A 25,252-nucleotide genomic window follows, 5' to 3' on the forward strand; every position below is an offset into this window, starting at 1 on the left:
CGAAGATCGTCACCCGCCGTTCCGCCGACGAGTACCCCACGCGCCGCACCGTCGCCGCGGCCGTCGCGACCGCGGGCGTCGAGGTCACCGAGCGCATCGGTGCCGACGGGCACCCCGCCGGACCGACCGCGGCGCCGACGTCCGCCACCCGGCCCCGCCCGGGCGACCAGACCCAGACGGCCGCCGAGCTCGAGCTCGAGTGGGAGACCGACCCCCGGTGGGCCGGCGTGCGCCGCGACTACACCGCGGCCGACGTCATCGCGATCCGCGGGGCCGTGCGCGAGGAGCGCACGCTCGCCCGGCGCGGCGCCGAGAAGCTCTGGCAGCTCGTCAACCGCGGTGCCGACACGCACGGCGAGCCGCAGTGGGCCGCCGCGCTCGGCGCCCTCACGGGCAACCAGGCCGTGCAGCAGGTCCGCGCCGGCCTCGAGGCCGTGTACCTCTCGGGCTGGCAGGTCGCGGGCGACGCGAACCTCTCGGGCCAGACGTACCCCGACCAGTCGCTCTACCCCGCCAACTCGGTGCCCGCCGTCGTGCGACGCATCAACAACGCGCTGCTGCGCGCCGGCCAGGTCGAGTTCGCGGAAGGGTCCGAGGGCGAGCAGTCGGGCGACGTCCGCGACTGGCTCGCGCCGATCGTCGCCGACGCCGAGGCCGGGTTCGGCGGCCCGCTCAACGCCTACGAGCTCATGCACCAGATGATCGAGGCCGGCGCCGCGGGCGTGCACTTCGAGGACCAGCTCGCGTCCGAGAAGAAGTGCGGCCACCTCGGCGGCAAGGTGCTCGTGCCCACCGCGCAGCACGTGCGCACGCTCAACGCCGCGCGCCTCGCCGCCGACGTCGCGGGCGTGCCGACCGTGATCGTCGCGCGCACCGACTCGCTCGCGGCCGACCTCATCACGAGCGACGTCGACGAGCGCGACCAGCCGTACCTGACCGGCGAGCGCACGAGCGAGGGCTTCTACCGCACGGCGCCCGGCGAGGACGTCGTCGTCGCCCGCGCCCTCGCCTACGCCGAGTACGCCGACATGATCTGGGTCGAGACGTCCGAGCCCGACCTCGAGCTCGCCCGTCGCGTCGCGGACGCCGTGCACGCGCAGTTCCCCGACAAGAAGCTCGCCTACAACTGCTCGCCGTCGTTCAACTGGAAGAAGCACCTCGACGACGAGACCATCGCGCGGTTCCAGCGGGACCTCGCCTCGTACGGCTACACGTTCCAGTTCATCACCCTCGCGGGCTTCCACGCCCTGAACCACTCGATGTTCGAGCTGGCCCGCGGCTACAACGACCGCGCCATGAGCGCGTACGTCGAGCTGCAGGAGGCCGAGTTCGCCTCCGAGCAGCACGGGTACACCGCCACCCGCCACCAGCGGGAGGTCGGCACCGGGTACTTCGACCGGGTCTCCACGGCCCTCAACCCGGCGAGCGCCACCCTCGCGCTCGCCGGGTCGACCGAGACCGCGCAGTTCCACTAGGCCCCGCCTCGCGGGCAGCCTGCACCGGCCCGCCGTCCGCGGCCTGCCGTCACCGGCCCGCCGTCCGCGGCTTGCCGTCACCGGCCCGCCGTCACCGGCCCGCCGTCCGCGAGATAGAAGCGAGGGCGCGAGGTAGAACGCAGCACGCTCTACCTCGCGCGCGGAGCTCTATCTCGCGGACGGCTCCCCCGGCGCAGACCGCCGACCGCTGCAGAGCAACCGACCGAGACGCACCCGAGACATCCCAGGAGCGCATCATGACCACGACCACCCTCACGACCGAGACCCACCGCCCGACGTCGGGCACCACCGGAGCCGGCCACGCGACGTCCGGCACCACCTCCTCCGGCCACGCGCCGTCCGACGGGCGGACGACGCGGGGCGGGCACCTGCGGGTCGAGGCCGCGCCCGGCCCGCGGTACGACGAGATCCTCACGCCCGAGGCGCTCGAGTTCCTCGCGGCCCTGCACGAGGCGTTCCTCGGTCGGCGGCACGAGCTGCTGCAGGAGCGGCAGCGCCGGCGTGCCGACGTCGCCGACGGGATCGACCCGGACTTCCGGGCCTGCACGCGCCCCGTGCGCGACGACCCGACGTGGCGCGTCGCCGGGTGGGCGCCCGGGCTCGAGGACCGGCGTGTCGAGATCACGGGCCCGACCGACCCCAAGATGACCATCAACGCGCTCAACTCGGGCGCGAAGGTCTGGCTCGCCGACGCCGAGGACGCGTCGTCGCCCACGTGGCGCAACGTGGTCGAGGGCCAGCTCTCGCTGCGCGACGCGATCCGCGGCGAGCTCGAGTTCACGAACGAGGCCGGCAAGGAGTACCGGCTCGCCTCGCGCGACATCGCCGACCTGCCGACGATCGTGTTCCGCCCGCGCGGCTGGCACCTGACCGAGGCGCACCTGCGGTACGTCGACCGCTCGGGCACCGCGACCGCGGCGTCCGGGAGCCTCGTCGACTTCGGGCTGTACCTGTTCCACAACGCGACCGAGCTCGTCGCGCGCGGTCGTGGCCCGTACTTCTACCTGCCCAAGCTCGAGGGGTACCGCGAGGCGCGGCTGTGGAACGACGTGTTCGTGCTCGCGCAGGACCTGCTCGGGATCCCGCAGGGCACGATCCGCGCGACCGTGCTGATCGAGACGCTGCCCGCGGCGTTCGAGATGGAGGAGATCCTCTACGAGCTGCGCGAGCACTCCGCGGGCCTCAACGCGGGCCGGTGGGACTACCTGTTCTCGATCATCAAGTCGTTCCGCACGCGCGGCGACCAGTACGTGCTGCCCGACCGCGACCAGCTCACCATGACCGTGCCGTTCATGCGGGCGTACACCGAGCTGCTCGTCAAGACGTGCCACCGGCGCGGGGCGCACGCGATCGGCGGAATGAGCGCGTTCATCCCCGACCGTCGGCGGCCCGACGTGACCGAGCGCGCGCTCGCCAAGGTCGCGGCCGACAAGGCGCGCGAGGCCGGCGACGGGTTCGACGGCTCGTGGGTCGCGCACCCCGACCTGATCCCCACGGCGCGCGCGCAGTTCGACGCCGTGCTCGGCGAGCTGCCCAACCAGGTGCACGTGCAGCGCGACGACGTCGAGGTCGGCCAGCACGAGCTGCTCGACATCGGCTCGGCACGCCGCGCCGGGGCGACCGTCACCGCGGCCGGCCTGCGGGCCAACGTGTCCGTCGCCGTGCGGTACCTCGACGCGTGGCTGCGCGGGAACGGTGCCGCCGCGATCGACGGGCTCATGGAGGACGCCGCGACCGCGGAGATCTCCCGCTCGCAGGTGTGGCAGTGGATCGCGTCGGGCACGCGCACCGAGGGCGGCGTGCCGATCACGCGGTCGCGGGTCGAGGCGCTGCTCGCCGAGATCGTCGACGACCTGCCGCGCACGCCCGGGAACCGCATCGAGGAGGCCGCCGCGGTGTTCCGCCAGGTCGCGCTCGCCGAGGAGTTCCCGACGTTCCTGACCCTCGCGGGCTACTCGCAGCACCTCGTCGGCTCGTCGGCGGACCAGCCCGGCTGACCGGCGTCCGCCACCGGGCCCGGCTAGCGCCGGGGCCAACCGCCGAACGCGCGATCCGTTCGCCGATTCTCGGAATCGGCGGTACGGATCGCGCGTTCGGCGGTGGTGCGACCGGGCCAGGGGTGCGAGAGTCGTGCCGCACCCCGGACCGGGGCGCCGACGACGAGAGGGGCACCGTGCGAGCCGGACGAGCCGTGGCACGGTGGTGGCGCGACGTCCGCCCCGCCACGGGCACGTTCGGCCGGTCGGCCGGCGCCGGCGTCCCCGGCGCGATCGGCGGGGTGCCCGACGGCATGGCGACCGCGACGCTCGTCGGCGTGAGCCCCATCCACGGGCTCTACGCGACCGCCGTGGGGCGCATCGCGGGCGGCCTCACCGCCGACTCGCGGCTCATGATCATCACGACCACGAGCGCCGCCGCGCTCGCCGCGGGCTCGGCGGTCGCCGGGTTCGACGCCGACGACCGGCTCGCCGCGATGATCCTCGTGACCCTGCTCGCGGGCGTCCTGATGATCGTCGCGGGCGTCGCGGGGCTCGGCCGGCTCACCGGGTTCGTCTCGCACTCGGTCATGACCGGGTTCCTCACCGGGGTGTCCGTGAACATCGTGCTCGGGCAGCTCGACGACCTCCTGGGCGCCGACGCGTCGGGCTCGGTGCCCGTGCTGCAGGCGCTGGACGTGCTGACGTCACCGGGCACCTGGAGCGTGCCGACCATGGTCGTCGGCGGCGGCTCGATCGCGATCCTGCTCGCCCTCGCGCGGACCCGCGTCGCGCCGTACGCCGCGGTCGTCGCGCTCGCCGTGACCGCCGTCGGGGTGTGGCTCGCGCACGCCGACGCGGTCGCGCTCGTGAGCGACACGGGAGCGATCCCCGTCGGCCTCCCCGTGCCCGCGCTCCCCCGCCTCACCCTGATCGACGCCGACGTCGTGGTCGGCGCGCTCGCCGTCGCCGCGATCGTGCTCGTCCAGGGCGCGGGCGTCGCCGAGTCGGCGCCCAACCCCGACGGACGGCGCGCCGACCCGAACCGGAACTTCGTCGCGCAGGGCGTCGCGAACGTGGCCGTCGGGTTCTTCCGCGGCATCCCCGTGGGCGGCTCGGTCGGCCAGACCGCGATCTCGACCGCCGCCGGGGCACGCGACCGCTGGGCCGGGATCATGTCGGGCGTGTGGGTGCTCGTCGTGCTCGTCGCGCTCTCGGGCCCCGTCGGCGCGGTCCCGTCCGCGACCCTCGCCGCGGTGCTCGTCGTCGCCTCCGTCGGGTCGATCCGCCCCACCGCGATCGCGACCGCGACCCGCACCGGCGGGCAGTCGCAGGTCGCGCTCGCGACGACGTTCCTCGCGACGCTCCTGCTGCCCGTCGCCGCGGCCGTCGGCATCGGGGCGGCGCTGTCGATCCTGCTGCAGGCCAACCGCGAGTCGCAGGACCTGCGCATCGTGCGCCTCGTGCGCGGCGACGACGGGCGCGTTCACGAGGAACCCACCCCGCGCGAGCTGCCGTCCGACGAGATCACCGTGCTCGACGTCTACGGCAGCCTCTTCTACGCGGGCGCGCGGTCGCTCGACGCCGCCCTGCCCGACCCGACCGACGCCCGCGGGGCCGTCGTCGTGCTCCGGCTGCGCGGCCGCGCGAGCCTCGGCGCGACCGCCTTCACGGTGCTCGCCGCCTACGCCGACCGCCTCGCGGAGCACGAGGGCAGGTTCTACGTCAGCGGCGTCGACCAGGTGCTCGCCGACCGGTTCGAGCACGTGATCGACCTGCGCGTGCACGAGCGCATCAAGGTGTTCCCCGCGACACCCGTGATCGGCGAGTCGACCGCCGACGCGATCCGGCACGCCGAGGCCTGGCTGCTGCGCGGCGTCGAGACCGAGCAGATCCCCGTCGTGCCCGGGCCGGGGCCGGTCGCGCGGCTGTGGGGCCGGGTGCGGGGGCTGTGGCGGCGGGGGTGAGCGCGGATCAGGCGGGCGCTTGGACGAGCGCGTGCCGCACGTTCGTGGCTTGGAGGTGGACCGTGCGGTCCTGCCAGTCGAGCGTGGTGACCCGGGCATACTGGTCGGATCCCGTCGTCGTGACGCCGCCCCCGGTGCGCTCGCCCGGGACGCGCGCGACCGCGAGCGCGCGGTCCACGAAGCGGACCGCGCGACGTGACGGCGTGTGCACGGGCGGGTTCGAGGCCGCTTTCACGATCTCGTTTGACTCCCGCAGCCGCTTGTTCTCGGCCTTGAGCCTGCGGATCTCGGCGAGCTCCTCGGTACTGACCCCGGGCCGGGTCCCGCCATCGACCGCGGCCTGCGTCACCCAGCGGCGCACCGACTCCTGGGACACGCCCAACTGCTTGGCGACCGCGATCGACGCCGCGGTCACGTTCTGGCATTCCCCGTTGTGCTCACGCAATAGACGCACCGCGCGCGCCCTCAGCTCGGGATCGATCTTCTTCGGCATGTGCTCATCCTCCTGGACTCGAACAGGAGCGGCATCAAACCTGGGACGCTTCAGCAGACCAAGGCGATCAACCGCTCCGAACCCCTATAAAAACGAACCCGGGCCCGATCCAGAGTTTTACTCGTCAAGTATCCACGTCGAATCGAAACCAAATCTTTCAAGGTCGTTCCTGACCATGTAGATGAAGGCCCGGCACGCGTCCTCGACCGTGCCCCAATCAGTCGGACGACTTACGCAATCTGGATAATACACCGATCCTATGGTCCACTTACCTTCCACTCGGCAGATCTTCACGGAACCGACTTCCTCAAAACTTTCAGATTTGAACAAGAAGTCGTCCTGATGTGGACTCTTGAGCCAGGCCAGAAGATTGCGCGCAAGCTCAGCCACCGGAAAATCCAGCTCGGAGTAGACCTGAGTGCCCCCGTCCTCGATCCGCAGGTCAGCCTCGACAGAGACCAGGTACTCCGACAGCGTGTCACCGCAGAGGTCGTCCGCGTTGAATGCGCCATACGAAATCATCATTTCATCACCTCACATTCACCGGAAATGTATTGTACGCGTGGCCTTCATTGGTCACCATGACCCTGATGGAGGTTTGCGCCGTCGGGTCCGGCCTCCTGGGCCTCGTCATCAGCCTCGCGGCCGGCGGTGGCAGCTCGACCCCCGACCTCGCGGCGGTCCCGGACCAGAGCACGGCCGCGACGTCCGACACCGAGGACGCCGCGACGGAGCCCGCCGACGACACCGCCGACGACGCGGTCGAGACGCCCGCAGCCGACGAGAAGCCCGCCGGACGCCGCGACACTCCCCCGCCCGGGACCGATATCGTGCAGGGTGCGCGGGGCACGCCCCGCGACCACGCAGCGCTGGAGGTCCCGTGTCGTACCCGCCCACCCCGCCCGGTCAGGACGGGCCCCCGCGGCCCTACGGTGCTGACCCCGACGGCACCGCTCCGCAGGGCTCTGGCCCGTCCGCGGACGACGCGCACGGCCGGGACCCGTACGCGCAGGACCCGTACGGTCCGGGCACCCCGACCGGCGCCGCCGAGTACGCGCCTCCCTACGGCACGCCCGGCGTCCCGCCCTACGGCACGCCCGACGTCCCGGCGTACGGCACCCCGACGAATCCCCTCGCGCCTGACGCCGGCCCCGGCCCCGGCGCGAGCGAGGACGAGCAGCGCGCATGGCTGCTCGCCCAGATGCGCGGGCTCGCCGCACAGGGCGGCCCGCAGGCCGCGCACGACCCGAGCCGCTACCCGGCGGCCGTGGTCGGGCAGTCCAAGCCGACGCGGGTGCGCACGGGCCCGACGATCCCGACGGGCGCCGCGGTGGCCCTGGCCTTCGGCGCGGTCGTGGTGGGCGGCCTCGGCGCCTGGTTCGTGACGACGTCGGGCGCGGGCCCCGTCCCGAACTACGCGAACCCGGTCGCGGTCGACCCGGCGGCGTCGGGCGACGGGACGCGGCTCGCGCCGTACAGGCTCGGCGAGACGGTGGCGACCGGCGACTGGACGATCACGCTGGGCGAGCCGGTCGACTCGACCGAGCAGATCCTCGCCGACAACCCGTACTTCGACGACGACCGCCCCCTGGTCGGGGAGGGCGAGCGGGCGTACCTGGTGCCCGTGACGCTCGAGAACACCTCGGACAGGACGCTGGACCCCCAGGACGTCGTGATCTCGTACTGGACGAACGACGGCATGAGGTACTCGTTCTTCTACTGCGGCGAGTTCCCGGACGCGCTCGACGAGGCCGAGCCGACCGCCCCGGGAGAGACCGTCGAGTACACCGAGTGCGTGGTCGCTCCCGCCGAGGGTCCAGGGCAGTGGATGCTCTCGACCGACCAGGCGTTCGGAACGTTCTTCACCCGATCGACCAAGGAGACCTCGTGAAGCGCGCCGACGACGGGCAGTACGTCCCGTACGAGGGGTACGTGCCGCCGCAGCAGCCGTTCTCGACCGCTCCCGCGGACGGTGCGAGCCCGCACGGGCCGGTACGTCCGGCGGCCGAGCCCGAGCCCGAGCCGCGATCCGGTGGCCGGTCGAGCCGGGCGGGCGCGCTGATGCTCGCGGTGGTCCTGGGCATGTCGGCCGCCGCCATCGGCACCGGGGTCGCGCGGGCCTACGTGAACGGCGCCGAAGACCGCGCGTTCGAGGCCTACGAGTCACCGGTGCAGGAGCCGTCCGACGCGCTGCCGACGGCGGTCGGCCCGGACGCGACAGGCTCCGGCACCTGGGACGACCCGTACGCGTTCGGCGAGACGCTCGCGACCGACGAGTGGACGATCACCGTCGGCACCCCGCGCCCGGTCACGGCCGACGACCTCGTCTACCCGGACGACGAGCGCGAGCCCGAGCCGGGCTCGTCGTTCTGGTACGTGCCGCTCGAGCTCGACTACTCAGGGCCGCGCATCGTCTCGCCGTGGTTCGGGGTGGGCGTCGAGTACCTGCTCGATCCCGACGAGTGGGCTTCGGGCGGACCGTGCCCCCGGCTCGTGGGCGACACGACGTCGCACGACAATGCGATCGCCCCCCTGCACATGTCGACAGGGGTCTGCGTCGAGCGCCGCGACACGTCGGGCGGGCTGTGGGCGCTCGACCTCGAGGAAGCTCCGTCGGTCTACTTCAGCGAGTGAGCTCCGGTCGGTCGCGCGCCGCGAGGCGGCGCGCGACCACCGCGCACACCACGAGCTGCAGCTGGTGGAACACGATGAGCGGCACCGCGACGGTTCCCGCGACAGCGACGGGGAACAGCACGTTCGCCATGGGCAGCCCCGTCGCGAGGGACTTCTTGGACCCACACATGAGCAGCGCGATGCGGTCCTCGACGCCCAGGCCGAGCGCCCGACCGCCGAACCACGTCGCGCTCAGCACGGTGGCGAGCAGCACCGCGCTCACCGCGAGCAGCCCGAGCACGCCGCCGACCGAGACCGCGTCCCACGCACCCTCGCCCGCGGCGGCCGAGACCGACGAGAAGACGATGAGCAGGATCGCGCCGCGGTCGACGCCGAGCGTGATCCAGCGCCGCGCCCGGATCCACGCCCCGACGAACGGCTGCACGAGCTGCCCCAGCACGAACGGGAGCAGCAGGTGCAGCAGGACGTCGCCCAGACCGCCGATCCCTGCGGTGCCGGCCGCGGTGCCGACGTCCGACATGAGCCACAGCACGAGCAGCGGCGTCAGGACCATGCCGACCAGGTTCGAGACCGTCGCTCCGCACACCGCCCCCGCGACGTTGCCGCGCGCGACCGACGTGAACGCGACCGACGCCTGCACGGTCGACGGCAGCAGCGACACGTAGAGCACGCCCTGCGCGAGGGCGGCACCGAGCCACGGCTCGACCACGGCCGACGCGACGAGTCCGAGCAGCGGGAACAGCACCCACGTCGAGGCGAGGATCCCGCCCTGCAGCCGCCAGTTGCGCAGCCCGTCCCAGATGTCGCGCGTGGGCAGCCGTGCGCCGTACACGAAGAACAGCACGACGACCGCGACGGTCGCCGCGCCATCGACCACCCCGCGGGCGGCGTCCGGGACGGGAACGACCAGCCCGAGCACGAGCATGGTCAGGATGCCGACGACGAACGGGTCGACCCAGCGGGTCACGAAGGCGCGCACCGGGCGAGTCTAGGTCGGCCCGGGCCCGTCACTCAGAAGTCGAAGAGGTCCTCGAGCCACGACTCCTTCTTGCGCTTCTTGTAGGCCTTGCCGGTGCGCGGGTCGATCCGCTGGTCGTAGCCGCGCTGGTCGTAAGCCCGCTGGTCCTGGCCCCGCTGGTCGTAGCCGCGCTGGTCCTGGCCCCGCTGGTCGTAGCCGCGCTGGTCGTGACCGCGCTGGTCGTAGCCGTAGTCGGGGGCGGACGTCGCAGCCGCGGTCGGCGGGTACTGCTGGGCGGGCGCGGGGCCGGGGTTCGCGGGTGGGGTGGCGGCGCCGGTCGCGGCACGCTCGACGATCTTGTCAAGCTCGCCACGGTCGAGCCACACCCCGCGGCACGTCGGGCAGTAGTCGATCTCGACGCCGCTGCGCTCGCTCATGACGAGTACGGACTGGTCCACGGGGCACTGCACGATGGGCTCCTCGGGTCGTCGGGCGAGGGCGGGAGCCCTCCGCCCGTCCAACGTCCCGCGGGCCGGGCAGGTTCCGCGGGCTGTCTGATGGGCGCCACGCGCGCGGCATCGCGGGTGCCGACGTCGGGCCCGCGGGTCAGAGCACGTCGAGGCGTTCGCGGAGCTCCTCCGCGAGGTGCACGTCGCCGTCGAGCGCGGCGAGCGCGTCGGCGACCAGCGGGAGCGCGTCGGCGCCGTCGAGGAACCGGGCCGCGGACGCGCCGTCCTGGAGCTGGAGCGCGAGGTCGGCGCGCAGCACGAGGGCCCGGAACCGCTGCCGCTCCGAGACGAGCCGACGCGGGCCCTCGGCGTCGAACGCGCGGTCGAGCACGCGGGCCGCGCCGCCGGGGTCCCCCGCCGCGCGCAGGATCCGGGCGTGGTCGACGGCACGCGCGAGGTCGAGCGTCGTGGGGGGTGTGCGTCGCGGGAGGGTGAGGTCGTCCCGCGGCTGGTCAGGGGCGGGGAGGGACGCGTCGCGCGTCGTCCGACCGTTCACCTCGACTCCCGTCCTGCCGCTCCCGCCCAGCCTAGCGCGAGGCGGGGCGCAGCCCGGCCGCGCGGCACCGACCCCAGGGTGCCGCGCGGCCGCTCGGCTCAGCGCGCGACGCGCGCCGAGCCGCCCCCGACGAGCTTGCGCACCTCGGCGAGCGACGCGGTCGAGGTGTCCCCCGGCGTCGTCATCGCGAGCGCTCCGTGCGCCGCCCCGTACTCGACCGCCTCCGCGATCGAGCCGAGCTCCATGAGGCCGTACGCGAGACCCGAGGCGAACGAGTCGCCGCCGCCGACGCGGTCGAGGATCTCGAGGTCGGGCCGGTGCGTGGCCTCGGCGAACCCCTGCGTGCGCGACCACGCGATCGCGCCCCAGTCGTTGCGCGTCGCGGTCCGCACGCCGCGCAGCGTCGTGGCGATCACCTGGAAGTTGTCGTACTCGGCGGCGGCGCGGTCGATCATCGCGCGGAACGCGCCCGTGTCCAGGTCGGTGAGCGACTCGTCGACGCCCTCGACCTCGAAGCCGAGGCTGGCCGTGAAGTCCTCCTCGTTGCCGATCATGACGTCGACGTGCCGCGCGAGGCGCCGGTTGACCTCCTGGGCGCGCTCGACGCCCCCGATGCCCTGCCAGAGCGACGGCCGGTAGTTGAGGTCGTACGAGACGACCGTGCCGTGCCGGCGCGCGGCCGACATCGCGGCCTCCGCGACGTCTGCGGCCGACTCCGAGAGCGCGGCGAAGATGCCGCCCGTGTGGAACCAGCGCACGCCGCGGGAGAACAGCGCGTCCCAGTCGACGTCGTCGGGCTGCATCTGCGAGATCGCGGTCGCCCCGCGGTCGCTCACGCCCACGGCGCCGCGCACACCGAAGCCGCGCTCGGTGAAGTTCAAGCCGTTGCGCACCGACCGGCCGATGCCGTCGTACGGGACCCAGCGCACGTGCGAGGTGTCGAGCCCGCCGGTGAGCATGAAGTCCTCGACGAGCCGGCCCACCTCGTTGTCGGCGAGCGCGGTCACGATCGCCCCGCGCAGCCCGAAGCAGCGGCGCAGGCCGCGCGCGACGTTGTACTCGCCGCCGCCCTCCCACGCGGAGAACGTGCGGGCCGTGCGGATGCGCCGCTCGCCCGGGTCGAGCCGCAGCATGACCTCGCCGAGGGCGACGACGTCGAGCGCGCACTCGTCGGCGGGACGGACCCGGAGCGCGGGGGCGCTCATGCGCGGGCCCCGGTCGCGGCGTCGTCGGCCGGGTGCGGCTGGGGGCGCGCCGCGATGACGCGCTCCGCGAGGTCGACCGCGGCGCGGCTGCGCCGGGACACCTCGTCCCAGTCCTCGCCCTGCACGAGCGCGCGGTCGACCATCCAGGAGCCGCCGACCGCGACGACCTGCTCGATCATGAGGTAGTCACCGAGGTCGTCGGCGCCGATGCCGCCCGTGGGCAGGAACCGCAGGCCAGGGAACGGTGCCGCGAGCGCCTTGACCGCGCCCGGGCCGCCGAGCGTCTTGGCCGGGAAGAGCTTGACGACGTCGATGCCGAGCGCGACGGCCCGCATGATGTCGGACGGCGTCGCGACGCCCGGCACGATCGGGACGTCGAGCTCGCGCGCCCGCTCGACGACGGCCTCGGACAGGCCGGGCGAGACGAGGAACTGCGCGCCGGCGGCGACGGCCTCGTCGACCTGCTCGACGCGCACGACGGTCCCGGCGCCGACGACGACCTCGGGGAAGTCCTCGGCGATGGCGGCGATCGCGTCGACCGCCCCGGGGAGCCGGAGCGTGACCTCGGCGACGGGCAGGTGCCCGCGCAGGAGCGCGGCGGCGAGGTTGAGCCCCTCCTCCGCGCCGCTCGCGACGACCACGGGCACGAGCCGCGTGGTCTCGAGCGCCGCGACGAGCGCGGCCTGGGTCAGTCGCGTGGTGCCCGACGTCGCCGTCGACGTGGGCTCTGGTGTGCTGCTCATGGAGCTCGCTTCCCTCATGTCGTTCGTTTCGCTATGGTGAACGTGCGTTCCTGCTGAGCGAAGACTACCCGGAGACCCGCCATGACATCCACCCCTGTGCCGAGCGATCCCTCGGGAGATCCCTCAGGCGCCCTCGCGGGCCCTTCAGGCAACGTCTCGGGCGCGGCCCCGGGCAGCCCGCTCGGCGGCGTCGACAAGGCGCTCGCCGCGCTCGACGCCCTCGCCCCCGCCGGGCGCGGCGGGCTCGCGCTCGCCGAGCTCGCCACGCGGCTCGACGTCAACAAGTCGACCCTGCACCGCACGCTCGCCGCGCTGCGGCACCGCGGGTACGTCGACCAGGACCAGGACGGCCGCTACCTCCTCGGCCCAGCCGCCCTCGCGCTCTCGGCCGCGTACCTGCGCGACGAGAACCTCCCCGCGCTCGTGCACGACGCGCTGCGCGCCCTGTGCGCCGAGGTCGACGAGCTCGTCCACCTCGGTGTGCTCGCGGGCGACCACGTCGTCTACCTCGACAAGGTCGAGCCGGCACGCCCCGTGCGCGTGTGGTCGGCGATCGGTCGGCACGTCCCGGCCGCGAGCACGGCCCTGGGCCGCGCGATGCTCGCGCACCGCCCGGGCTCCCACGTGCGGCCCGACGACGCGGGCAGCCCCGTCGAGCGAGCGCTCGCCCGCGGCTGGGCGCAGGAGGTCGAGGAGAACGAGCCGGGGATCAGCTGCGTCGCGGTCCCGCTGCTGCGCGCGGGGCACGCCGTGGCCGCGGTCAGCGTCACGGCCCCCGCCGAGCGGCTCGACGCACGGCGTCGCGCCGAGGTCGCGCGCACGCTCGTCGACGTGGTCGCGCCCCGCCTGCCCGCGACCCTCACGCTGCCGCCGCTGCACGCGCCCGGGGGCGGTCCGGACGCCGGGGCGCGCGAGGTCGCGCTGTGAGAGAGTGGGACCGCCGTACGGACAGGAGAGCGCAGCGATGACGGTTCTGGTGGCCTACAACGACTCCCCGCAGGGCGAGGCAGCGCTGCGCCGCGCCCACGGCGAGGCGGTCGGTCGCAGCACCGACCTCGCGATCATCGTGCTCACCCCGCAGCCGCCGAGCGACCCGACCCCCGCGACGCTCGCGCACGTGCTCGACACGCTCGGCAGCGAGGTCGAGGTCTCGATCGCCTACCGGTACGACGGGCTCGAGCCCGCCGACGCGATCCTCGACGAGGCCGAGCGCCTCGACGCCGATCTCGTCGTGCTCGGCTCGCGCAAGCGCTCCGCCGTCAGCAAGTTCCTGCTCGGCAGCACGACGCAGCGCGTGCTGCTCGACGCCTCGGCCCCCGTCCTCGTGGTCAAGGGCGCGTACTGACTCCTGCCGGAACAACGGTCGCCCCGCGACTGTTGACCCGGGCATGACCGCCCCCGCCGAGTCCTCGTTCACGTCTAAGTCGCGGCTCACGCCCGAGTCGCGGCTCACGCCCGAGTCGCCGCTCACGCCCGAGGCGAGCGCCCCGTCCGCCCTCGCCGCCGCGACCACGATGGACCTCGTGACGTTGCACGTCGGCGACCTCGACCTCATGACCCGCTACTACCGCGACGCCCTCACGCTCGACGTGCTCCCCGCGGACGTCTCCGCGACGGCCCTGGCCGAGCGCACCGCCGTGGCGGCGGACCCCCGCGCCGAGACCGTGGTGCTGGGCCGGGGCGACGTCCCGCTCGTCGTCCTGCGCCGTGCACGCGACCTGCCCGCGGCACGCCCCGGCCAGGCGGGCCTGTTCCACACCGCCGTGCTGTTCGACGACGCCCCGGGCCTGGCCCGCGCGGTCGCGTCGGCCGCGCGCACCGCGCCCGGGTCGTTCGTCGGCAGCGCCGACCACCTCGTCTCCGAGGCCTTCTACTTCACCGACCCCGAGGGCAACGGGGTCGAGCTCTACACCGACCGACCGCGCGAGACCTGGGGCTGGGACGCGCGCGGCGTCCGCATGGACACGCTCCGGCTCGACCCGAACGCGTACCTCGCCGAGCACCTCGACCCGGAGTCGTGGGGGCGACTGCGCGAGCGCGACACGGCCCCGCTCGCGACGTCCGACGACCGCGCGGCGCTCGGCCACGTGCACCTGCAGGTCGGGGACGTCGACGTCGCGCGCGACTTCTACGTGGGGGTGCTCGGGTTCGCCGAGACCGCGACCGTGCCGGGAGCGCTCTTCGTCTCGGCGGGCGGCTACCACCACCACATGGCCATGAACACGTGGAACAGCCGCGGCGCGGGTCCGCGCGCGGCGTCGCTCGGGCTCGGTCAGGTCGCGATCGTCGTCCCGACCGCGGACGACGTCACCGCGCTCGCCGGGCGCCTGGACGCCGCCGGGGTCGGGTCGCGTCACGACGGCGAGACGCTGCGGTTCGACGACCCGTGGCGCACGCTCGTGGAGGTCCGCGCGGCACCGGCCGCCTGAGCCCCGGTACGATCGCGACGTGGCCGCCGTGACGCTGGGCATGCCCAGCACCCGCCCGAGCACCGGGGCGCCGTCGCTCGACGGACGCCCCGACACCGACGCGCTCGTGGACAGGTTCGGCCGGGTCGCGCGCGACCTGCGGGTCTCGGTGACCGAGAAGTGCTCGCTGCGCTGCACCTACTGCATGCCCGCCGAGGGTCTGCCCTCGATCCCCCGCGACGACCTGCTCACGCCGGGCGAGATCGCCCGCCTCGTGGGGATCGCGGCGCGCCGGTTCGGGGTCACGGACGTCCGGTTCACGGGCGGCGAGCCGCTCGTGCGCCGCGAGATCGTCGAGATCGTGCGCCTCGCGCGCGAGGCCGCGCCGGAGGCGTCGCTGTCGATGACCACGAACGGGCTGGGCCTCGACAAGGTCGCCCCCGCGCTCGTCGCGGCAGGTCTCGACCGCGTCAACGTGTCGCTCGACAGCGTCGACCGGGCGCACTTCGCCGAGCTCACGCGCCGCGACCGCCTTCCCGACGTGCTCGCCGGGATCCGGGGCGCGCTCGCCGCGGGCCTCGCTCCCATCAAGCTCAACGCCGTGCTCATGCCCGAGACGCTGCGCGGTGCGCGCGACCTGCTCGCCTGGGCCGTCGAGCACGGCTGCCACCTGCGGTTCATCGAGCAGATGCCGCTCGACGCCGACAAGCGCTGGGCCCGCGAGCACATGGTCACCGCCGAGCGGCTCCTCGACGAGCTGGGTGAGCGGTTCGCGCTGCGCGCCGTGGGGCGCGACGACCCGAGCGCACCGGCCGAGGAGTGGCTCGTCGACGACGGTCCCGCGACCGTGGGGATCATCGCGTCGGTCACGCGCTCGTTCTGCGGCGCGTGCGACCGCACCCGGCTGACCGCCGAGGGCACGGTGCGCTCGTGCCTGTTCGGCGACGCCGAGACCGACCTGCGCGCCCTGCTGCGCACAGGTGCCGACGACGACGCGCTCGCCACGGCCTGGCAGGCGGCGATGTGGGCCAAGCCCTGGGCGCACGGGTTCGACGACGGAGCGCCCGACCCCGAGTCGTTCGCGCCGACCGGCCGCAGCATGGGCGCGATCGGCGGCTGAGCCCCGGCCCGCCGCGCCTTCCCGGGCGACCGCAACGTTGCGCACCGACAATGGCCTCACGAGGGTGCGGAAGGTTGCGCTCGGCGGTGGGGGCGCGGCAGCCCGTCCTGCGCTTGCGCTATTCTTCACAAGCGGGGTCCGTCCGGTCGCCCGCCGTCCGACGAGCCGAGGGAACCATGGCGCACACCGACGACGACGCCCACGGGGCGCTCGAGACCGCCGACCTCGGGCACGACCCCGAGGCGCGCCCCACAGGCTTCTTCCACTCCCGCCAGTGGCTGTTCGGCGAGATGCTCGTCGGCGCGCTCATCTCCCTGACCGCAGCGCTCGTGCTCTCGATCGACGCGGTCAAGCTCGCGGCCGACCCGGGCACGGCGCTCGCCTGCGACGTCAACACCGTGATCTCGTGCGGCAAGGTCGGCGTCTCGTGGCAGGCCGAGCTGTTCGGGTTCCCCAACGCGTTCCTCGGGCTCATGGCCGAGCCCGTCGTCATCACGCTCGCCGTGGCGGGCCTCGCGGGCGTGCGGTTCCCCCGCTGGTTCATGGTCGCCGCGCAGACGATCTACCTGTTCGGCCTCGTGTTCGCGTACTGGCTGCTCTACGCGTCGATGTTCGAGATCGGTGCGCTGTGCCCCTGGTGCCTGACCGTCACCGCCGCGACCACGCTCGTGTTCGCCTCGATGCTGCACTGGAACATCCTCGAGGACAACCTCTACTGGCCGCGCGGCCTGCAGCGCCGGGCGTTGTCGCTCGTGCGGTCCGGCGCGTTCGGGATCCTGCTCGCGACGTGGTTCGTGCTGCTCGTCGCGGCGATCCTCGCCAAGTACGGGACCGCGATCTTCGGCTGACCGCGGCCCCGTCCCACGCGTCGATCCGACTCACGCGTCGAACCGGCGCACGCATCGATCCGACTCACGCGTCGCGGCGGCGCAGCACGACCCCGGCCGCGACGAGCGGGACCACGGCCCAGACGACCATCGTCACGAACCCCGCCCACGCCGACGGGCCCGCGCCGGGCGTGCTCAGCACGGTCTCGGCCATGAACGCGCCGCCCGCGCTCACGGGCATGTGGTCCACGATCGCCCCGACCCAGGCGGAGTCAACGAGGCTCAGCACGCTCGGCAGCACGAGCACCACGGCGACCATCGCGAAGATCGCGCCGGCGGTGTGCCGCAGCAGAGCCCCCACGCCGAGCGACGTCAGCGCGACCAGCACGAGGTACACCGGCACGCCCAGCATCGCCTGCCACGTGGACCCGACCGCCTCGAGCCGGAGCCCCGCGCCGTCGAGCACGGGCCACGACGCCGCCCACCCGATCGCGAGCCCGAGCGCGGTCGTCGTGAGCACGAGGGCGCCCACCACCACGACCTTGGCGACCAGCACGGGCGTGCGCGCGGGGGTCGCCGCGAACGACGAGCGGATCATCCCGGTCGCGTACTCCCCCGTGATCGCGAGCGCGCCGAGCACGATCACGACGAGCTGGGCGAACCCGACGCCCGAGGTCACGGCCATGGTCGGCGAGAAGTAGTCGGCGGCGGCGACCGGGTCCGGGTCGTTGACGAGCGAGAGCGACGAGGCGAGCGCCATGCCCGCGATCACGAGCACGGTGCTGCCGACCACCCACCACGTCGAGCGCAGCGTCCGCAGCTTGACCCACTCCGAGCGCAGGACCCCTCCGAACGTCTGCCAGTAGTAGGGCGACGTCACGCCCGTCGCGGGGTCGAGCCGACGCGGTCCGGTCCCGGTCCGGGCGGACGGCCGGACGCCCGCCGGCGCGGTGGCCGCCGCAGTCGCACGAGTCGCCGAAGTCGCAGCAGACGTTGCCGTCGCGGCAGTCGTCGAGCTCGCAGGAGTCGCCGCAGTCGCAGCAGACGTTGCCGTCGCGGCATTCGTCGGGCTCGCATGAGTCACCGCGGTCGCGGCAGGCGTCGGGGCCGCAGCAGTCGCGGCAGTCGTCGGGGTCGCGTTCATCGTGCTGCTCCTTCGAGGACGGGCGTCGTGCGGTACTCGACCGCGTCGGCGGTCAGGGCGAGGTAGGCCTCCTCGAGCGTCGAGACCTGCGGCGTGAGCGCGTGCAGCACGGCGCGTTCGCGTGCAGCGACGGCACCGATGGCGGGCGCGTCGAGGCCGGTCACGGCGAGGAGGCCGGTGCCGTCGTCCGACACCTGGGCGCCCGCCGCGACGAGCGCGGGCGCGAGGCGGACGGCGTCGGGCGTGCGGACCTCGACGAGGCCGCGCGACGCTCCGGCGACGACGTCGGCGACGGGGGCGTCCGCGAGGATGCGACCCGCGCCGATCACGACGACGTGGTCGGCGGTGAGCGCGACCTCGCTCATGAGGTGGCTCGACAGGAACACGGTGCGCCCCTCGCCTGCGAGGTGCCGCGCGAGGTTGCGCACCCACAGCACGCCCTCGGGGTCGAGCCCGTTGACCGGCTCGTCGAGGATCACGGTGCGCGGGTCGCCCAGCAGCGCGGTCGCGATGCCGAGCCGCTGGCCCATCCCGAGGGAGAACCTGCCGGCACGCTTGCGCGCGACCGAGGTCAGGCCCGTCATCTCGAGGACCTCGTCGACGCGGCGCGCGGGCACGTGGTGCGTCGCGGCGAGCGCGCGCAGGTGGTCGCGGGCCGTGCGGCCCGGGTGGATCGCCTTGGCCTCGAGCAGCGCCCCGACCTGCGTCAGCGGCGAGGTGTGCTGGGCGTACGCGCGCCCGTTGACCTTCGCCGTGCCGGACGTCGGCCGGTCGAGTCCCATGATCATGCGCATGGTCGTGGACTTCCCTGCGCCGTTCGGGCCCACGAAGCCCGTCACCTGCCCCGGCCGGACGGTGAACGAGATCCCGTCCACCGCCGTCCGCGGCCCGTACCTCTTGGTCAGGCCCTGCACCACGATCATGGCTGTCCCCTCGACTGGTCGTGCACGACCGGTCGGTCGCGCTCGTCGTCGAGCCTAGGAACGCGCGGCTCCCGTGTGACCCTGGATCCCCCTGAGATCGACCCTGGTTCGCCCCTGAGCGTTCCCCGGGCTCAGCCCTGGAGCCGTTCGAGCGTGTGCTTGTCAGGGGCGCCGGCGCCGAGCGACCCGTGCGCGCGCCGCACGAACCCGAGCCGCTCGTAGAAGCCGAGGTTCGCCTCGGCCATGGTCTCGACGACCGCGTGCCCGTCGGGCGCGAGCTCCGCCAGCCCGGCCTGCACGAGCTCGGTCGCGACCCCGCGGCGTCGTGCCCCCGCGTCGACGCCGAGCAGGTGCAGGTACGGGTGTGGCGCCTCGGGTCGCTGCGAGCGGGTCGAGGCGATCCCGGTCAGCACGGCGTCGGCGTGCTCGGCGCCCACGAGCTCGGCGAGCAGCACGCGCGCACCCGGCAGGTAGGCGGGCAGCGGGCCCGCCGTCGTCGGGGTGGGCACCTGCCACGCAGCGGCGCCGACGACGCGTGGCCCGTCGCCCTCGGCCGTGCCGAACGTCTCGGCGACGTAGGCCGAGCCCGCGAGCACGTAGCCCTCGACCGCCGGGGCGAGCCACGCCGCGACCGCGTCGGGGCGCGGCTCGTCGCCCGGGAACACCCAGCGCATCATCGGGTCGGTCGCGAGCGCGGCCGCGAGGACGGTGCGCACCGCGGGCAGGTCGTGCGGCTCGGCCCGGCGCACGCGCACGAACGCCACGTCGTCCACCGCGCCCACGTCCGCGGGCCCGCCGCTCACAGCCCGACCCACTCCGAGTCGCCGTCGGTGAAGTGCTGACGCTTCCAGATCGGCACCTGCGCCTTGATCCGCTCGACGAGCAGCGAGCACGCGTCGAAGGCCTCGCGCCGGTGCCCGGCCGAGGCGCTCGCCACGAGCGCGACGTCCCCGATCGTGAGCACGCCGTAGCGGTGCACCGCGGCGACGCGCAGGCCCGTCTCGGCCGTGACCTGCGCGCAGCACGCGCGCAGCACGTCCGTCGCGTCGGGGTGCGCCTCGTAGTCGAGGCCCGTCACGTCGCGTCCGCCGTCGACGTCGCGCACGACCCCGCGGAACGTGACCACGGCCCCGCACTCGGGCGCGGCGACGGCGTCCTCGACCGCGCGCACGACCGCGTCGTCGAGCACGTCCTGGGTGACCCGGCTCTCGTTCACAGCTCCCACACCTCCACCTCGGCGCCCTCGTCGAGCGCCTCCACGTCCGCCGGCACGTCGATCAGCACGTCGGCGCGCGCCATCGCCGCGACCAGGTGCGACCCCGTGCCGCCGACGACGCGCACGCCGCCGCCCACGCTCAGCGCCCCGCGCAGCATCTGCCGCCGCCCGGGAGGCGACGTGACCGCGTGGTCGAGACGACGACGCGGCCGGGCGCCGTCCGCGACGCGCCCGGCCGCCGCGGCGACGAGCTCGCGGACGAACACCACGAACGAGACCTGCGCGCTCACCGGGTTGCCGGGGAACGTGAGGATCGGGGTGCCGCGGAACCTGCCGAGCCCCTGCGGGCCACCGGGCTGCATCGCGACCGTGCGGAACTCGACCGAGGTGTCGCGCAGCGCGAACGGCAGCGACGCGGCGTCCGCGTCCGGGCCGAGCACGTCCTTGACGACCTCGTACGCGCCCTGGCTCACGCCGCCCGACGTCAGCACGAGGTCGCCGAGCGCGGCGGCGTCGGCGAGCACGCCCGCGAGCACGCGCGGGTCGTCACCGCTGCGTCCCTCGAACGCGACCGTGCCGCCCGCGGCGCGCACGGCCGCCGCGAGCGCGGTGCCGTTCGCGTCGTAGACCTGGCCGGGGCCGAGGCGCTCGCCCGGCGCGACGAGCTCGGCCCCGGTCGAGACGACCGAGACGCGCAGCGGCACGACGACCTCGACGTGCGCGATCCCGCACGCCGCGAGCGCCGCGAGGCGCGTCGCGGCGAGCCGCGTCCCGGCGGGCAGCACGACGTCGCCCGCCCGCACGTCCGATCCGGCCTCGCGCACGAACGCCCCCGGGGCGGGCACCGCGCCCAGCACGACCTCGGTCACGTCCGCGCCGAAGCGACCGACCGACGTCTCCTCGACGGGCACGACGGCATCCGCGCCGTCGGGCACGGGGGCGCCCGTCATGATGCGCACGGCCGTGCCGGGGGCCAGCGGCGCGGCCGTGGACCCGGCCGCGATCTCGCCGACGACGGGCAGCGCGCGCCCCGGGACGACGTCGGCCGTGCGCACCGCGAAGCCGTCCATCTGGGAGTTGCGGAACGCGGGCACCGCGACGGGTGCGCTGACGTCGGCGCCCAGCACGCGGTCGAGCGCGTGCGCGAGCGGGAGCCGCTCGACCGGGCGGCGCGCGACGAGGGGCGCGAGCAGGGCCGCGACGTCCGCGCGGTGCTGCTCGACGCTGGTCCGGGGCGGGCGCGCGGCGCCCGCGTCGTGGGTGGTCACGGCCCCACGGTAGCCGCCCGCCGCGCGGCTCGGGCGCGCAGCCGTTGCGCGGGCGGCGCGCACGCACGACCGTTGACCCGTGACCGTGCCCACCGACCCGCCCGCGCGCCCCGGCCCCCCGCTCCGCATCACCGTGCGGCCCGTCGCGCCGCAGGTCGTGCGGTTCCTGCGCACCGAGGCGGGCAGCGCCGTGGTGCTGCTCGCCGCGACCGTCGCGGCGCTCGTGTGGGCGAACTCGCCGTGGTCCGACGCGTACACGACCTTCTGGGGGACGACGGCGGGCGTGGGCGTGGGCGGTCACGGACTCGTCATGGACTTGCACGCGTGGGTCAACGACGCCCTCATGGCCGTGTTCTTCCTCGTCATCGGCCTCGAGATCAACCGCGAGCTGACCACGGGCGAGCTGCGCAACCGCCGCACCGCGACGGTGCCCGCGCTCGGCGCGCTCGGCGGTCTCGTGGTGCCCGCGCTGCTGTTCCTGGCGATCGCGGGCCGCAGCGACGGCGCGCACGGGTGGGGCATCGTGATGTCGACCGACACCGCGTTCGTCGTCGGCGTGCTCGCGCTGTTCGGGCCACGCTGCCCCGACCAGCTGCGGCTGTTCCTGCTCACGCTCGCGGTGGTCGACGACATCGGCGCGATCACCGTCATGGCCGTGTTCTACACCGACCACGTCTCGCTCGCGTGGCTCGGGGCGTCGGTGCTGCTCGTGGTCGCGCTCGTCGTGGTGCGGCTCATGGGCGAGTGGCGCCTGACGCCGTACCTGCTGCTCGGGATCGCGCTGTGGGGCACGGTGCACGCCTCGGGCGTGCACGCGACGCTCGCGGGCGTCGTGCTCGGGCTGGTCGTGCCCGCCCGGCTCGCGCGCCGCGAGGACGTCGAGGCGGTCCCCCGGTACGCGCGCACGCTCTCGCTCGAGACGACCGCCGAGCGCGAGCACCTGACCGAGCTCGCGGCCCGGGCCGCCGTCCCGCCGGCCGAGCGGCTCCAGCGGGTGCTGCACCCGTGGTCGGCGTACGTCGTCGTCCCGCTGTTCGGTCTCGCGAACGCCGGGATCAGCCTGACCGGCGACTCGCTCGCCGCGGGCGCGACCTCGACCGTGACCGTCGCGGTGGTCGTCGCGCTCGTCGTGGGCAAGACCGTGGGCGTGTTCGCGGCGTCGAGCCTCGCGCTGCTCACCGGGATCGGCGACCTGCCGGGACGCGTGCGCTGGACCCACCTGCTCGGCGGCTCGGTGCTGACCGGGATCGGGTTCACGATCTCGCTGTTCGTCACCGAGCTCGCGTTCGACGACGAGGCCCTCGTCGCGCAGGCCAAGATCGGGGTGCTCACCGCGTCCCTGATCGCGGCCGTGCTCGGGTCGGTCACGCTCCGGTTCTTCGGGGAGCGCTCTCCCCTGTGCACGCCCGACGACGGCCCGCCCGCCGCGCTGCCGCCACGCCCCTGGGTCGCGCCGCCCGCCTAGGCTGGTCGCATGAGCCACCCGCCCCACGTGCCCCACGACGCGGCCACCCACGACGACGTCGACCGCCTCGCCGCCCGCTGGGACGCCGAGACCCCGGGGATCGCCGGGCAGTCGTTCATGCTCGCCGCGCGGGTCGAGCGGCTGCACGCGCTCCTGGACGCCGTGACCCGCGACCGTCTGCGCACGCTCGACCTCACGCGTGAGGAGTACGCGCTGCTCGCCGCGCTCCGGTCGGCCGGGCACCCGTACGAGGGCACGGTCCCGTCGGTCGAGGTGTCGGACGCCGACGCCGCGGCCTCGCTCGCCGCGCGCGGTCTGGTCGAGGTCGGGGCGGGCACGCCCGCCGTCGTGCGTCTGACCGTCGCGGGCGAGCAGCTCGCGCTCAGCGCCGTGACCGCGGTCGTCAGCGGTCAGGCCGTCGCGCTGCGCACCGTACCCGCAGGGGCTCTCCAGGAGGCCACCGCGGCCTTGCGTGCGGTGCTCGTCGCGCTCGGCTGACGGCCGCTCAGCCCGACCCGCGTAGCCGCGCGTCGACCGCCGCCTGCACGCTCTCGCGCGTGACCCGGCCCGTGAGCCGCACACCGTCGACGAACACCGTCGGCGTCCCCGCGACACCCGCGGCCAGGCCGTCGGCGTAGTCGCGCTCGACGACGCCGCCGAACCGCTGCGCCGCCTCCCCCACGAGGCCCGCCGGCTCGATCCCGAGCGTCGCGGCGGCACGCACGATCCCGGCGTCCGAGAGGTCGTCCTGCTGCGCGAACAGCGCGTCGAGCAGCGGCCAGAACCGCCCCTGCGCCGCCGCGGCCTCGACCGCGAGCGCCGCGGTCAGCGCGTGCGGGTGCACCTCGAACAACGGGAAGTGCCGGAACACGAGGCGCGCACGGCCGTCCGAGGCCTCGACCACGTCGCGCAGCACGGGGGCCGCGTCCTTGCAGTACGGGCACTCGAGGTCGCCGAACTCGACGATCGTCACGGGTGCGTCGGGCGACCCGAGCACGTGCGCGTCGGCCGGCACGAGCACCTCGCGCGGCAGCGTCGTCATCGGTCCCCGCTCCAGGGCGTCGGTCCTCGGTCGTCGCTCATGCGCCCATCGTCCGCCCGACCGCGCGGGCGCGCGCGCTCACACGAGCACGACGCGCCGCCGGTCGCCGTCCAGGTCGCGCACGTGCTCGACCAGGCCGTCGAGCCCGGCACCCGCGCTCTCGCGCCACCACCCCACGTTGACCGCGTGCTCGCGGTAGGCCGGGTCGGCGTCGTCGGCCGTGAGCCGCAGCGCGGGCCACGCGATCCGGGCCTCGTCGCGGTACCCGGGCCCCTCGCGCGCCGGCACGCCGGCGAGCACGCGCACGTCGCCGCGGAACCGCGGGTTGCGGCGCACGCGCTTGACGAGGTTGATGCACCGCCACAGCGGCGTCGGTGCGCCGACGACCTCGAACACCGGCTCGTCCTCGAGCTGCGCCGCGAGCCGCGCGTGGTCGACCACGAGCCCCTGCGACTCGGCCTCGCCGACCATCCACCGCAGCGTCACGTCCGACAACGCGGTGTGCCGGGTGCTGCCGCCCACGTCGCTGTGCACGCCAGGGAACCAGACCTGCTTGACGCGCCCCGGCCTCGCCTCGGCCTCGGGCACCTCCCACAGGCACGGCTCGAACGTGCGCCGCCGCTCGTCGATCGCGAGGGCCTGCCGCGCGCACACGACGTCCCGCCCGAGCCGGACGTCGTGGAACCGGCTGCGTCGCCGCGTCAGGCCCGGAACGCCGAGGGCCCCGACCGTGTCGAACACGCCGAGCATGCGCACCGGCACGCTCGCGTACGCGTGCTCGCGCCGGAACGCCGCCCGCACGTCCGCGGTCGCGTCGCTGCGCTCGCGGTACAGCCGCTCGGCCTCGCGCAGCCGGTTCTCGAGCACCGCCTCGGGGCGCAGCAGACCGACCGCCGCGATCATCCCGACGACGCTGCGCGCGGTGTACGCGCCCCGGGAGAACCCGAACACGAAGATCTCGTCGCCCGGCGAGTACCCGAGCGCGATCTCCCGGTAGCCCTCGACCACGTTCGTCGTGATCCCGTACCCGAACGCTCCCCCGAGCACCCGGTCGAGCAGGTACCCGCGCGACCCGACGCCCCCGACCGTGTGCACCTCCTGCACCACGCCGTCCCCGACGATCCCCGTCGCCACGGCGCGCGCGATCTTCTCGACGTTCGACACGCTCTCGCGCACCGGCGAGTTCCACGTGCCGTCGCAGCACAGCACGATCCGCTTCATCGCTCCTCCTCGAACCCGTCCCCCGCACCAGGAGGGAGGGCCTCCGCCGCCCCGTGATACCGCGGACGACGCCAGGCCGGGCCGGACCGAAAGGGTTTCGTCAGGTCCGGACCGGGATCGAGCCCCGACCGGCGGGCGTTG

26 protein-coding genes are annotated in these 25,252 nt (G+C 74.5%); 12 read left to right on the forward strand and 14 right to left on the reverse strand.

What is annotated here, in order from left to right; translation table 11 throughout:
* Positions 1-95: 95 nt before the first annotated feature.
* From aceA to CLV28_RS01340, 3 genes are all read left to right on the forward strand, one after another.
* Positions 96-1,475: an isocitrate lyase gene (aceA, locus tag CLV28_RS01330; protein WP_100422313.1), complete on the forward strand. Its 1,380-nt coding sequence runs from the start codon at positions 96-98 to the stop codon at positions 1,473-1,475.
* Positions 1,476-1,732: 257 nt separating this feature from the next.
* Positions 1,733-3,493 (forward strand): malate synthase A, encoded by a 1,761-nt coding sequence (gene aceB / locus CLV28_RS01335; RefSeq protein ID WP_100421506.1) that lies wholly within the window; start codon positions 1,733-1,735, stop codon positions 3,491-3,493.
* 176 nt (positions 3,494-3,669) lie between these two features.
* The gene (locus CLV28_RS01340; protein WP_100422314.1) at positions 3,670-5,439 is read left to right on the forward strand and encodes a SulP family inorganic anion transporter; all 1,770 of its coding nucleotides are present in this window, start codon (positions 3,670-3,672) and stop codon (positions 5,437-5,439) included.
* Between the two features lie 7 nt (positions 5,440-5,446).
* On the opposite strand, the gene CLV28_RS01345 is transcribed toward CLV28_RS01340, so the two are convergent.
* Entirely contained in the window at positions 5,447-5,932 is a 486-nt protein-coding gene (locus CLV28_RS01345; protein ID WP_100421507.1) for a transposase, read from the reverse strand.
* A gap of 117 nt (positions 5,933-6,049) precedes the next feature.
* Positions 6,050-6,457: a DUF7878 domain-containing protein gene (locus tag CLV28_RS01350; protein ID WP_100421508.1), complete on the reverse strand. Its 408-nt coding sequence runs from the start codon at positions 6,455-6,457 to the stop codon at positions 6,050-6,052.
* Between the two features lie 355 nt (positions 6,458-6,812).
* Between CLV28_RS01350 and CLV28_RS01360 the strand changes: the two genes are divergently transcribed.
* Positions 6,813-7,823: a hypothetical protein gene (locus CLV28_RS01360; RefSeq protein ID WP_100421510.1), complete on the forward strand. Its 1,011-nt coding sequence runs from the start codon at positions 6,813-6,815 to the stop codon at positions 7,821-7,823.
* Positions 7,820-8,566: a hypothetical protein gene (locus tag CLV28_RS01365; protein ID WP_100421511.1), complete on the forward strand. Its 747-nt coding sequence runs from the start codon at positions 7,820-7,822 to the stop codon at positions 8,564-8,566. Before CLV28_RS01360 ends, CLV28_RS01365 begins: the two co-directional genes overlap by 4 nt.
* Here CLV28_RS01365 and CLV28_RS01370 read toward each other — a convergent pair.
* From CLV28_RS01370 to eda, 5 genes are all read right to left on the reverse strand, one after another.
* Positions 8,556-9,545, reverse strand: coding sequence for a bile acid:sodium symporter family protein (locus CLV28_RS01370; protein ID WP_239073365.1), 990 nt, complete (start codon positions 9,543-9,545; stop codon positions 8,556-8,558). The two genes, CLV28_RS01365 and CLV28_RS01370, sit on opposite strands and share 11 nt — an antisense overlap.
* Positions 9,546-9,577: 32 nt before the next feature.
* Positions 9,578-9,994: a TFIIB-type zinc ribbon-containing protein gene (locus CLV28_RS01375; protein ID WP_100421512.1), complete on the reverse strand. Its 417-nt coding sequence runs from the start codon at positions 9,992-9,994 to the stop codon at positions 9,578-9,580.
* Positions 9,995-10,130: 136 nt separating this feature from the next.
* On the reverse strand, positions 10,131-10,529 hold the full coding sequence (locus CLV28_RS01380; RefSeq protein WP_100421513.1) for a hypothetical protein: 399 nt from the start codon (positions 10,527-10,529) through the stop codon (positions 10,131-10,133).
* A gap of 98 nt (positions 10,530-10,627) precedes the next feature.
* The gene (locus CLV28_RS01385; RefSeq protein ID WP_100421514.1) at positions 10,628-11,734 is read right to left on the reverse strand and encodes a sugar kinase; all 1,107 of its coding nucleotides are present in this window, start codon (positions 11,732-11,734) and stop codon (positions 10,628-10,630) included.
* Positions 11,731-12,477: a bifunctional 4-hydroxy-2-oxoglutarate aldolase/2-dehydro-3-deoxy-phosphogluconate aldolase gene (gene eda, locus CLV28_RS01390; RefSeq protein WP_100421515.1), complete on the reverse strand. Its 747-nt coding sequence runs from the start codon at positions 12,475-12,477 to the stop codon at positions 11,731-11,733. Before eda ends, CLV28_RS01385 begins: the two co-directional genes overlap by 4 nt.
* An 81-nt stretch (positions 12,478-12,558) precedes the next feature.
* On the opposite strand from eda, the gene CLV28_RS01395 reads away from it, so the two are divergent.
* The 5 genes from CLV28_RS01395 to CLV28_RS01415 all read left to right on the forward strand — a co-directional run bounded on the left by CLV28_RS01395 (position 12,559) and on the right by CLV28_RS01415 (position 16,853).
* A complete protein-coding gene (locus tag CLV28_RS01395) occupies positions 12,559-13,404 on the forward strand; it encodes an IclR family transcriptional regulator (RefSeq protein ID WP_100421516.1) in 846 nt (281 codons plus the stop codon).
* 37 nt (positions 13,405-13,441) lie between these two features.
* On the forward strand, positions 13,442-13,822 hold the full coding sequence (locus CLV28_RS01400) for a universal stress protein (RefSeq protein WP_100421517.1): 381 nt from the start codon (positions 13,442-13,444) through the stop codon (positions 13,820-13,822).
* Positions 13,823-13,991: 169 nt separating this feature from the next.
* The gene (locus tag CLV28_RS01405; protein WP_203968295.1) at positions 13,992-14,906 is read left to right on the forward strand and encodes a VOC family protein; all 915 of its coding nucleotides are present in this window, start codon (positions 13,992-13,994) and stop codon (positions 14,904-14,906) included.
* A 19-nt stretch (positions 14,907-14,925) separates the two neighbouring features.
* Positions 14,926-16,005: a GTP 3',8-cyclase MoaA gene (moaA, locus tag CLV28_RS01410; protein ID WP_373314341.1), complete on the forward strand. Its 1,080-nt coding sequence runs from the start codon at positions 14,926-14,928 to the stop codon at positions 16,003-16,005.
* 176 nt (positions 16,006-16,181) lie between these two features.
* Positions 16,182-16,853, forward strand: coding sequence for a vitamin K epoxide reductase family protein (locus tag CLV28_RS01415; protein ID WP_100421519.1), 672 nt, complete (start codon positions 16,182-16,184; stop codon positions 16,851-16,853).
* Between the two features lie 64 nt (positions 16,854-16,917).
* Here CLV28_RS01415 and CLV28_RS01420 read toward each other — a convergent pair whose 3' ends face one another.
* The 5 genes from CLV28_RS01420 to CLV28_RS01440 form a co-directional block, all read right to left on the reverse strand.
* On the reverse strand, positions 16,918-17,712 hold the full coding sequence (locus tag CLV28_RS01420) for an ABC-2 transporter permease (protein ID WP_342352777.1): 795 nt from the start codon (positions 17,710-17,712) through the stop codon (positions 16,918-16,920).
* A 260-nt stretch (positions 17,713-17,972) separates the two neighbouring features.
* Positions 17,973-18,899 carry an ABC transporter ATP-binding protein gene (locus CLV28_RS01425; RefSeq protein WP_100421521.1) on the reverse strand — a complete coding sequence of 309 codons (927 nt, stop codon included), beginning with the start codon at positions 18,897-18,899 and terminating at the stop codon, positions 17,973-17,975.
* A 131-nt stretch (positions 18,900-19,030) separates the two neighbouring features.
* Positions 19,031-19,702, reverse strand: coding sequence for a GNAT family N-acetyltransferase (locus tag CLV28_RS01430; RefSeq protein WP_100421522.1), 672 nt, complete (start codon positions 19,700-19,702; stop codon positions 19,031-19,033).
* Positions 19,699-20,115, reverse strand: coding sequence for a molybdenum cofactor biosynthesis protein MoaE (locus CLV28_RS01435; RefSeq protein ID WP_100421523.1), 417 nt, complete (start codon positions 20,113-20,115; stop codon positions 19,699-19,701). Before CLV28_RS01435 ends, CLV28_RS01430 begins: the two co-directional genes overlap by 4 nt.
* Positions 20,112-21,383: a molybdopterin molybdotransferase MoeA gene (locus CLV28_RS01440; protein WP_239073364.1), complete on the reverse strand. Its 1,272-nt coding sequence runs from the start codon at positions 21,381-21,383 to the stop codon at positions 20,112-20,114. Before CLV28_RS01440 ends, CLV28_RS01435 begins: the two co-directional genes overlap by 4 nt.
* 79 nt (positions 21,384-21,462) lie before the next feature.
* Between CLV28_RS01440 and nhaA the strand changes: the two genes are divergently transcribed.
* Both nhaA and CLV28_RS01450 read left to right on the forward strand, forming a co-directional pair.
* Complete coding sequence (gene nhaA / locus CLV28_RS01445) at positions 21,463-22,848, forward strand: Na+/H+ antiporter NhaA (protein ID WP_100421525.1); 1,386 nt, start codon at positions 21,463-21,465, stop codon at positions 22,846-22,848.
* A 9-nt stretch (positions 22,849-22,857) separates the two neighbouring features.
* Positions 22,858-23,346, forward strand: coding sequence for a hypothetical protein (locus CLV28_RS01450; RefSeq protein WP_100421526.1), 489 nt, complete (start codon positions 22,858-22,860; stop codon positions 23,344-23,346).
* Between the two features lie 7 nt (positions 23,347-23,353).
* Here the strand turns inward: CLV28_RS01450 and CLV28_RS01455 are convergent, their stop codons facing one another.
* Positions 23,354-23,890, reverse strand: a complete 537-nt coding sequence (locus tag CLV28_RS01455; protein WP_100421527.1) for a DsbA family protein — start codon at positions 23,888-23,890, stop codon at positions 23,354-23,356.
* A gap of 78 nt (positions 23,891-23,968) precedes the next feature.
* A complete protein-coding gene (locus tag CLV28_RS01460; RefSeq protein ID WP_100421528.1) occupies positions 23,969-25,111 on the reverse strand; it encodes a DUF2235 domain-containing protein in 1,143 nt (380 codons plus the stop codon).
* Positions 25,112-25,252 lie beyond the last annotated feature (141 nt).

This window comes from Sediminihabitans luteus (genome assembly GCF_002797595.1).
GTDB lineage: Bacteria > Actinomycetota > Actinomycetes > Actinomycetales > Cellulomonadaceae > Paraoerskovia > Paraoerskovia lutea.

Excerpts from the sequence above, each read along its gene's own strand:
- eda (WP_100421515.1), bottom strand. The coding sequence starts at position 12,477 with ATGAGCAGCACACCAGAGCCCACGTCGACGGCGACGTCGGGCACCACG.
- CLV28_RS01455 (WP_100421527.1), bottom strand. The coding sequence starts at position 23,890 with ATGACGACGCTGCCGCGCGAGGTGCTCGTGCCGGCCGACGCGCACGTG.
- CLV28_RS01405 (WP_203968295.1), top strand. The coding sequence starts at position 13,992 with ATGGACCTCGTGACGTTGCACGTCGGCGACCTCGACCTCATGACCCGC.
- CLV28_RS01415 (WP_100421519.1), top strand. The coding sequence starts at position 16,182 with ATGGCGCACACCGACGACGACGCCCACGGGGCGCTCGAGACCGCCGAC.
- CLV28_RS01350 (WP_100421508.1), bottom strand. The coding sequence starts at position 6,457 with ATGATGATTTCGTATGGCGCATTCAACGCGGACGACCTCTGCGGTGAC.
- CLV28_RS01460 (WP_100421528.1), bottom strand. The coding sequence starts at position 25,111 with ATGAAGCGGATCGTGCTGTGCTGCGACGGCACGTGGAACTCGCCGGTG.
- CLV28_RS01395 (WP_100421516.1), top strand. The coding sequence starts at position 12,559 with ATGACATCCACCCCTGTGCCGAGCGATCCCTCGGGAGATCCCTCAGGC.
- CLV28_RS01385 (WP_100421514.1), bottom strand. The coding sequence starts at position 11,734 with ATGAGCGCCCCCGCGCTCCGGGTCCGTCCCGCCGACGAGTGCGCGCTC.
- CLV28_RS01345 (WP_100421507.1), bottom strand. The coding sequence starts at position 5,932 with ATGCCGAAGAAGATCGATCCCGAGCTGAGGGCGCGCGCGGTGCGTCTA.
- CLV28_RS01400 (WP_100421517.1), top strand. The coding sequence starts at position 13,442 with ATGACGGTTCTGGTGGCCTACAACGACTCCCCGCAGGGCGAGGCAGCG.
- CLV28_RS01450 (WP_100421526.1), top strand. The coding sequence starts at position 22,858 with ATGAGCCACCCGCCCCACGTGCCCCACGACGCGGCCACCCACGACGAC.
- aceB (WP_100421506.1), top strand. The coding sequence starts at position 1,733 with ATGACCACGACCACCCTCACGACCGAGACCCACCGCCCGACGTCGGGC.
- CLV28_RS01425 (WP_100421521.1), bottom strand. The coding sequence starts at position 18,899 with ATGATCGTGGTGCAGGGCCTGACCAAGAGGTACGGGCCGCGGACGGCG.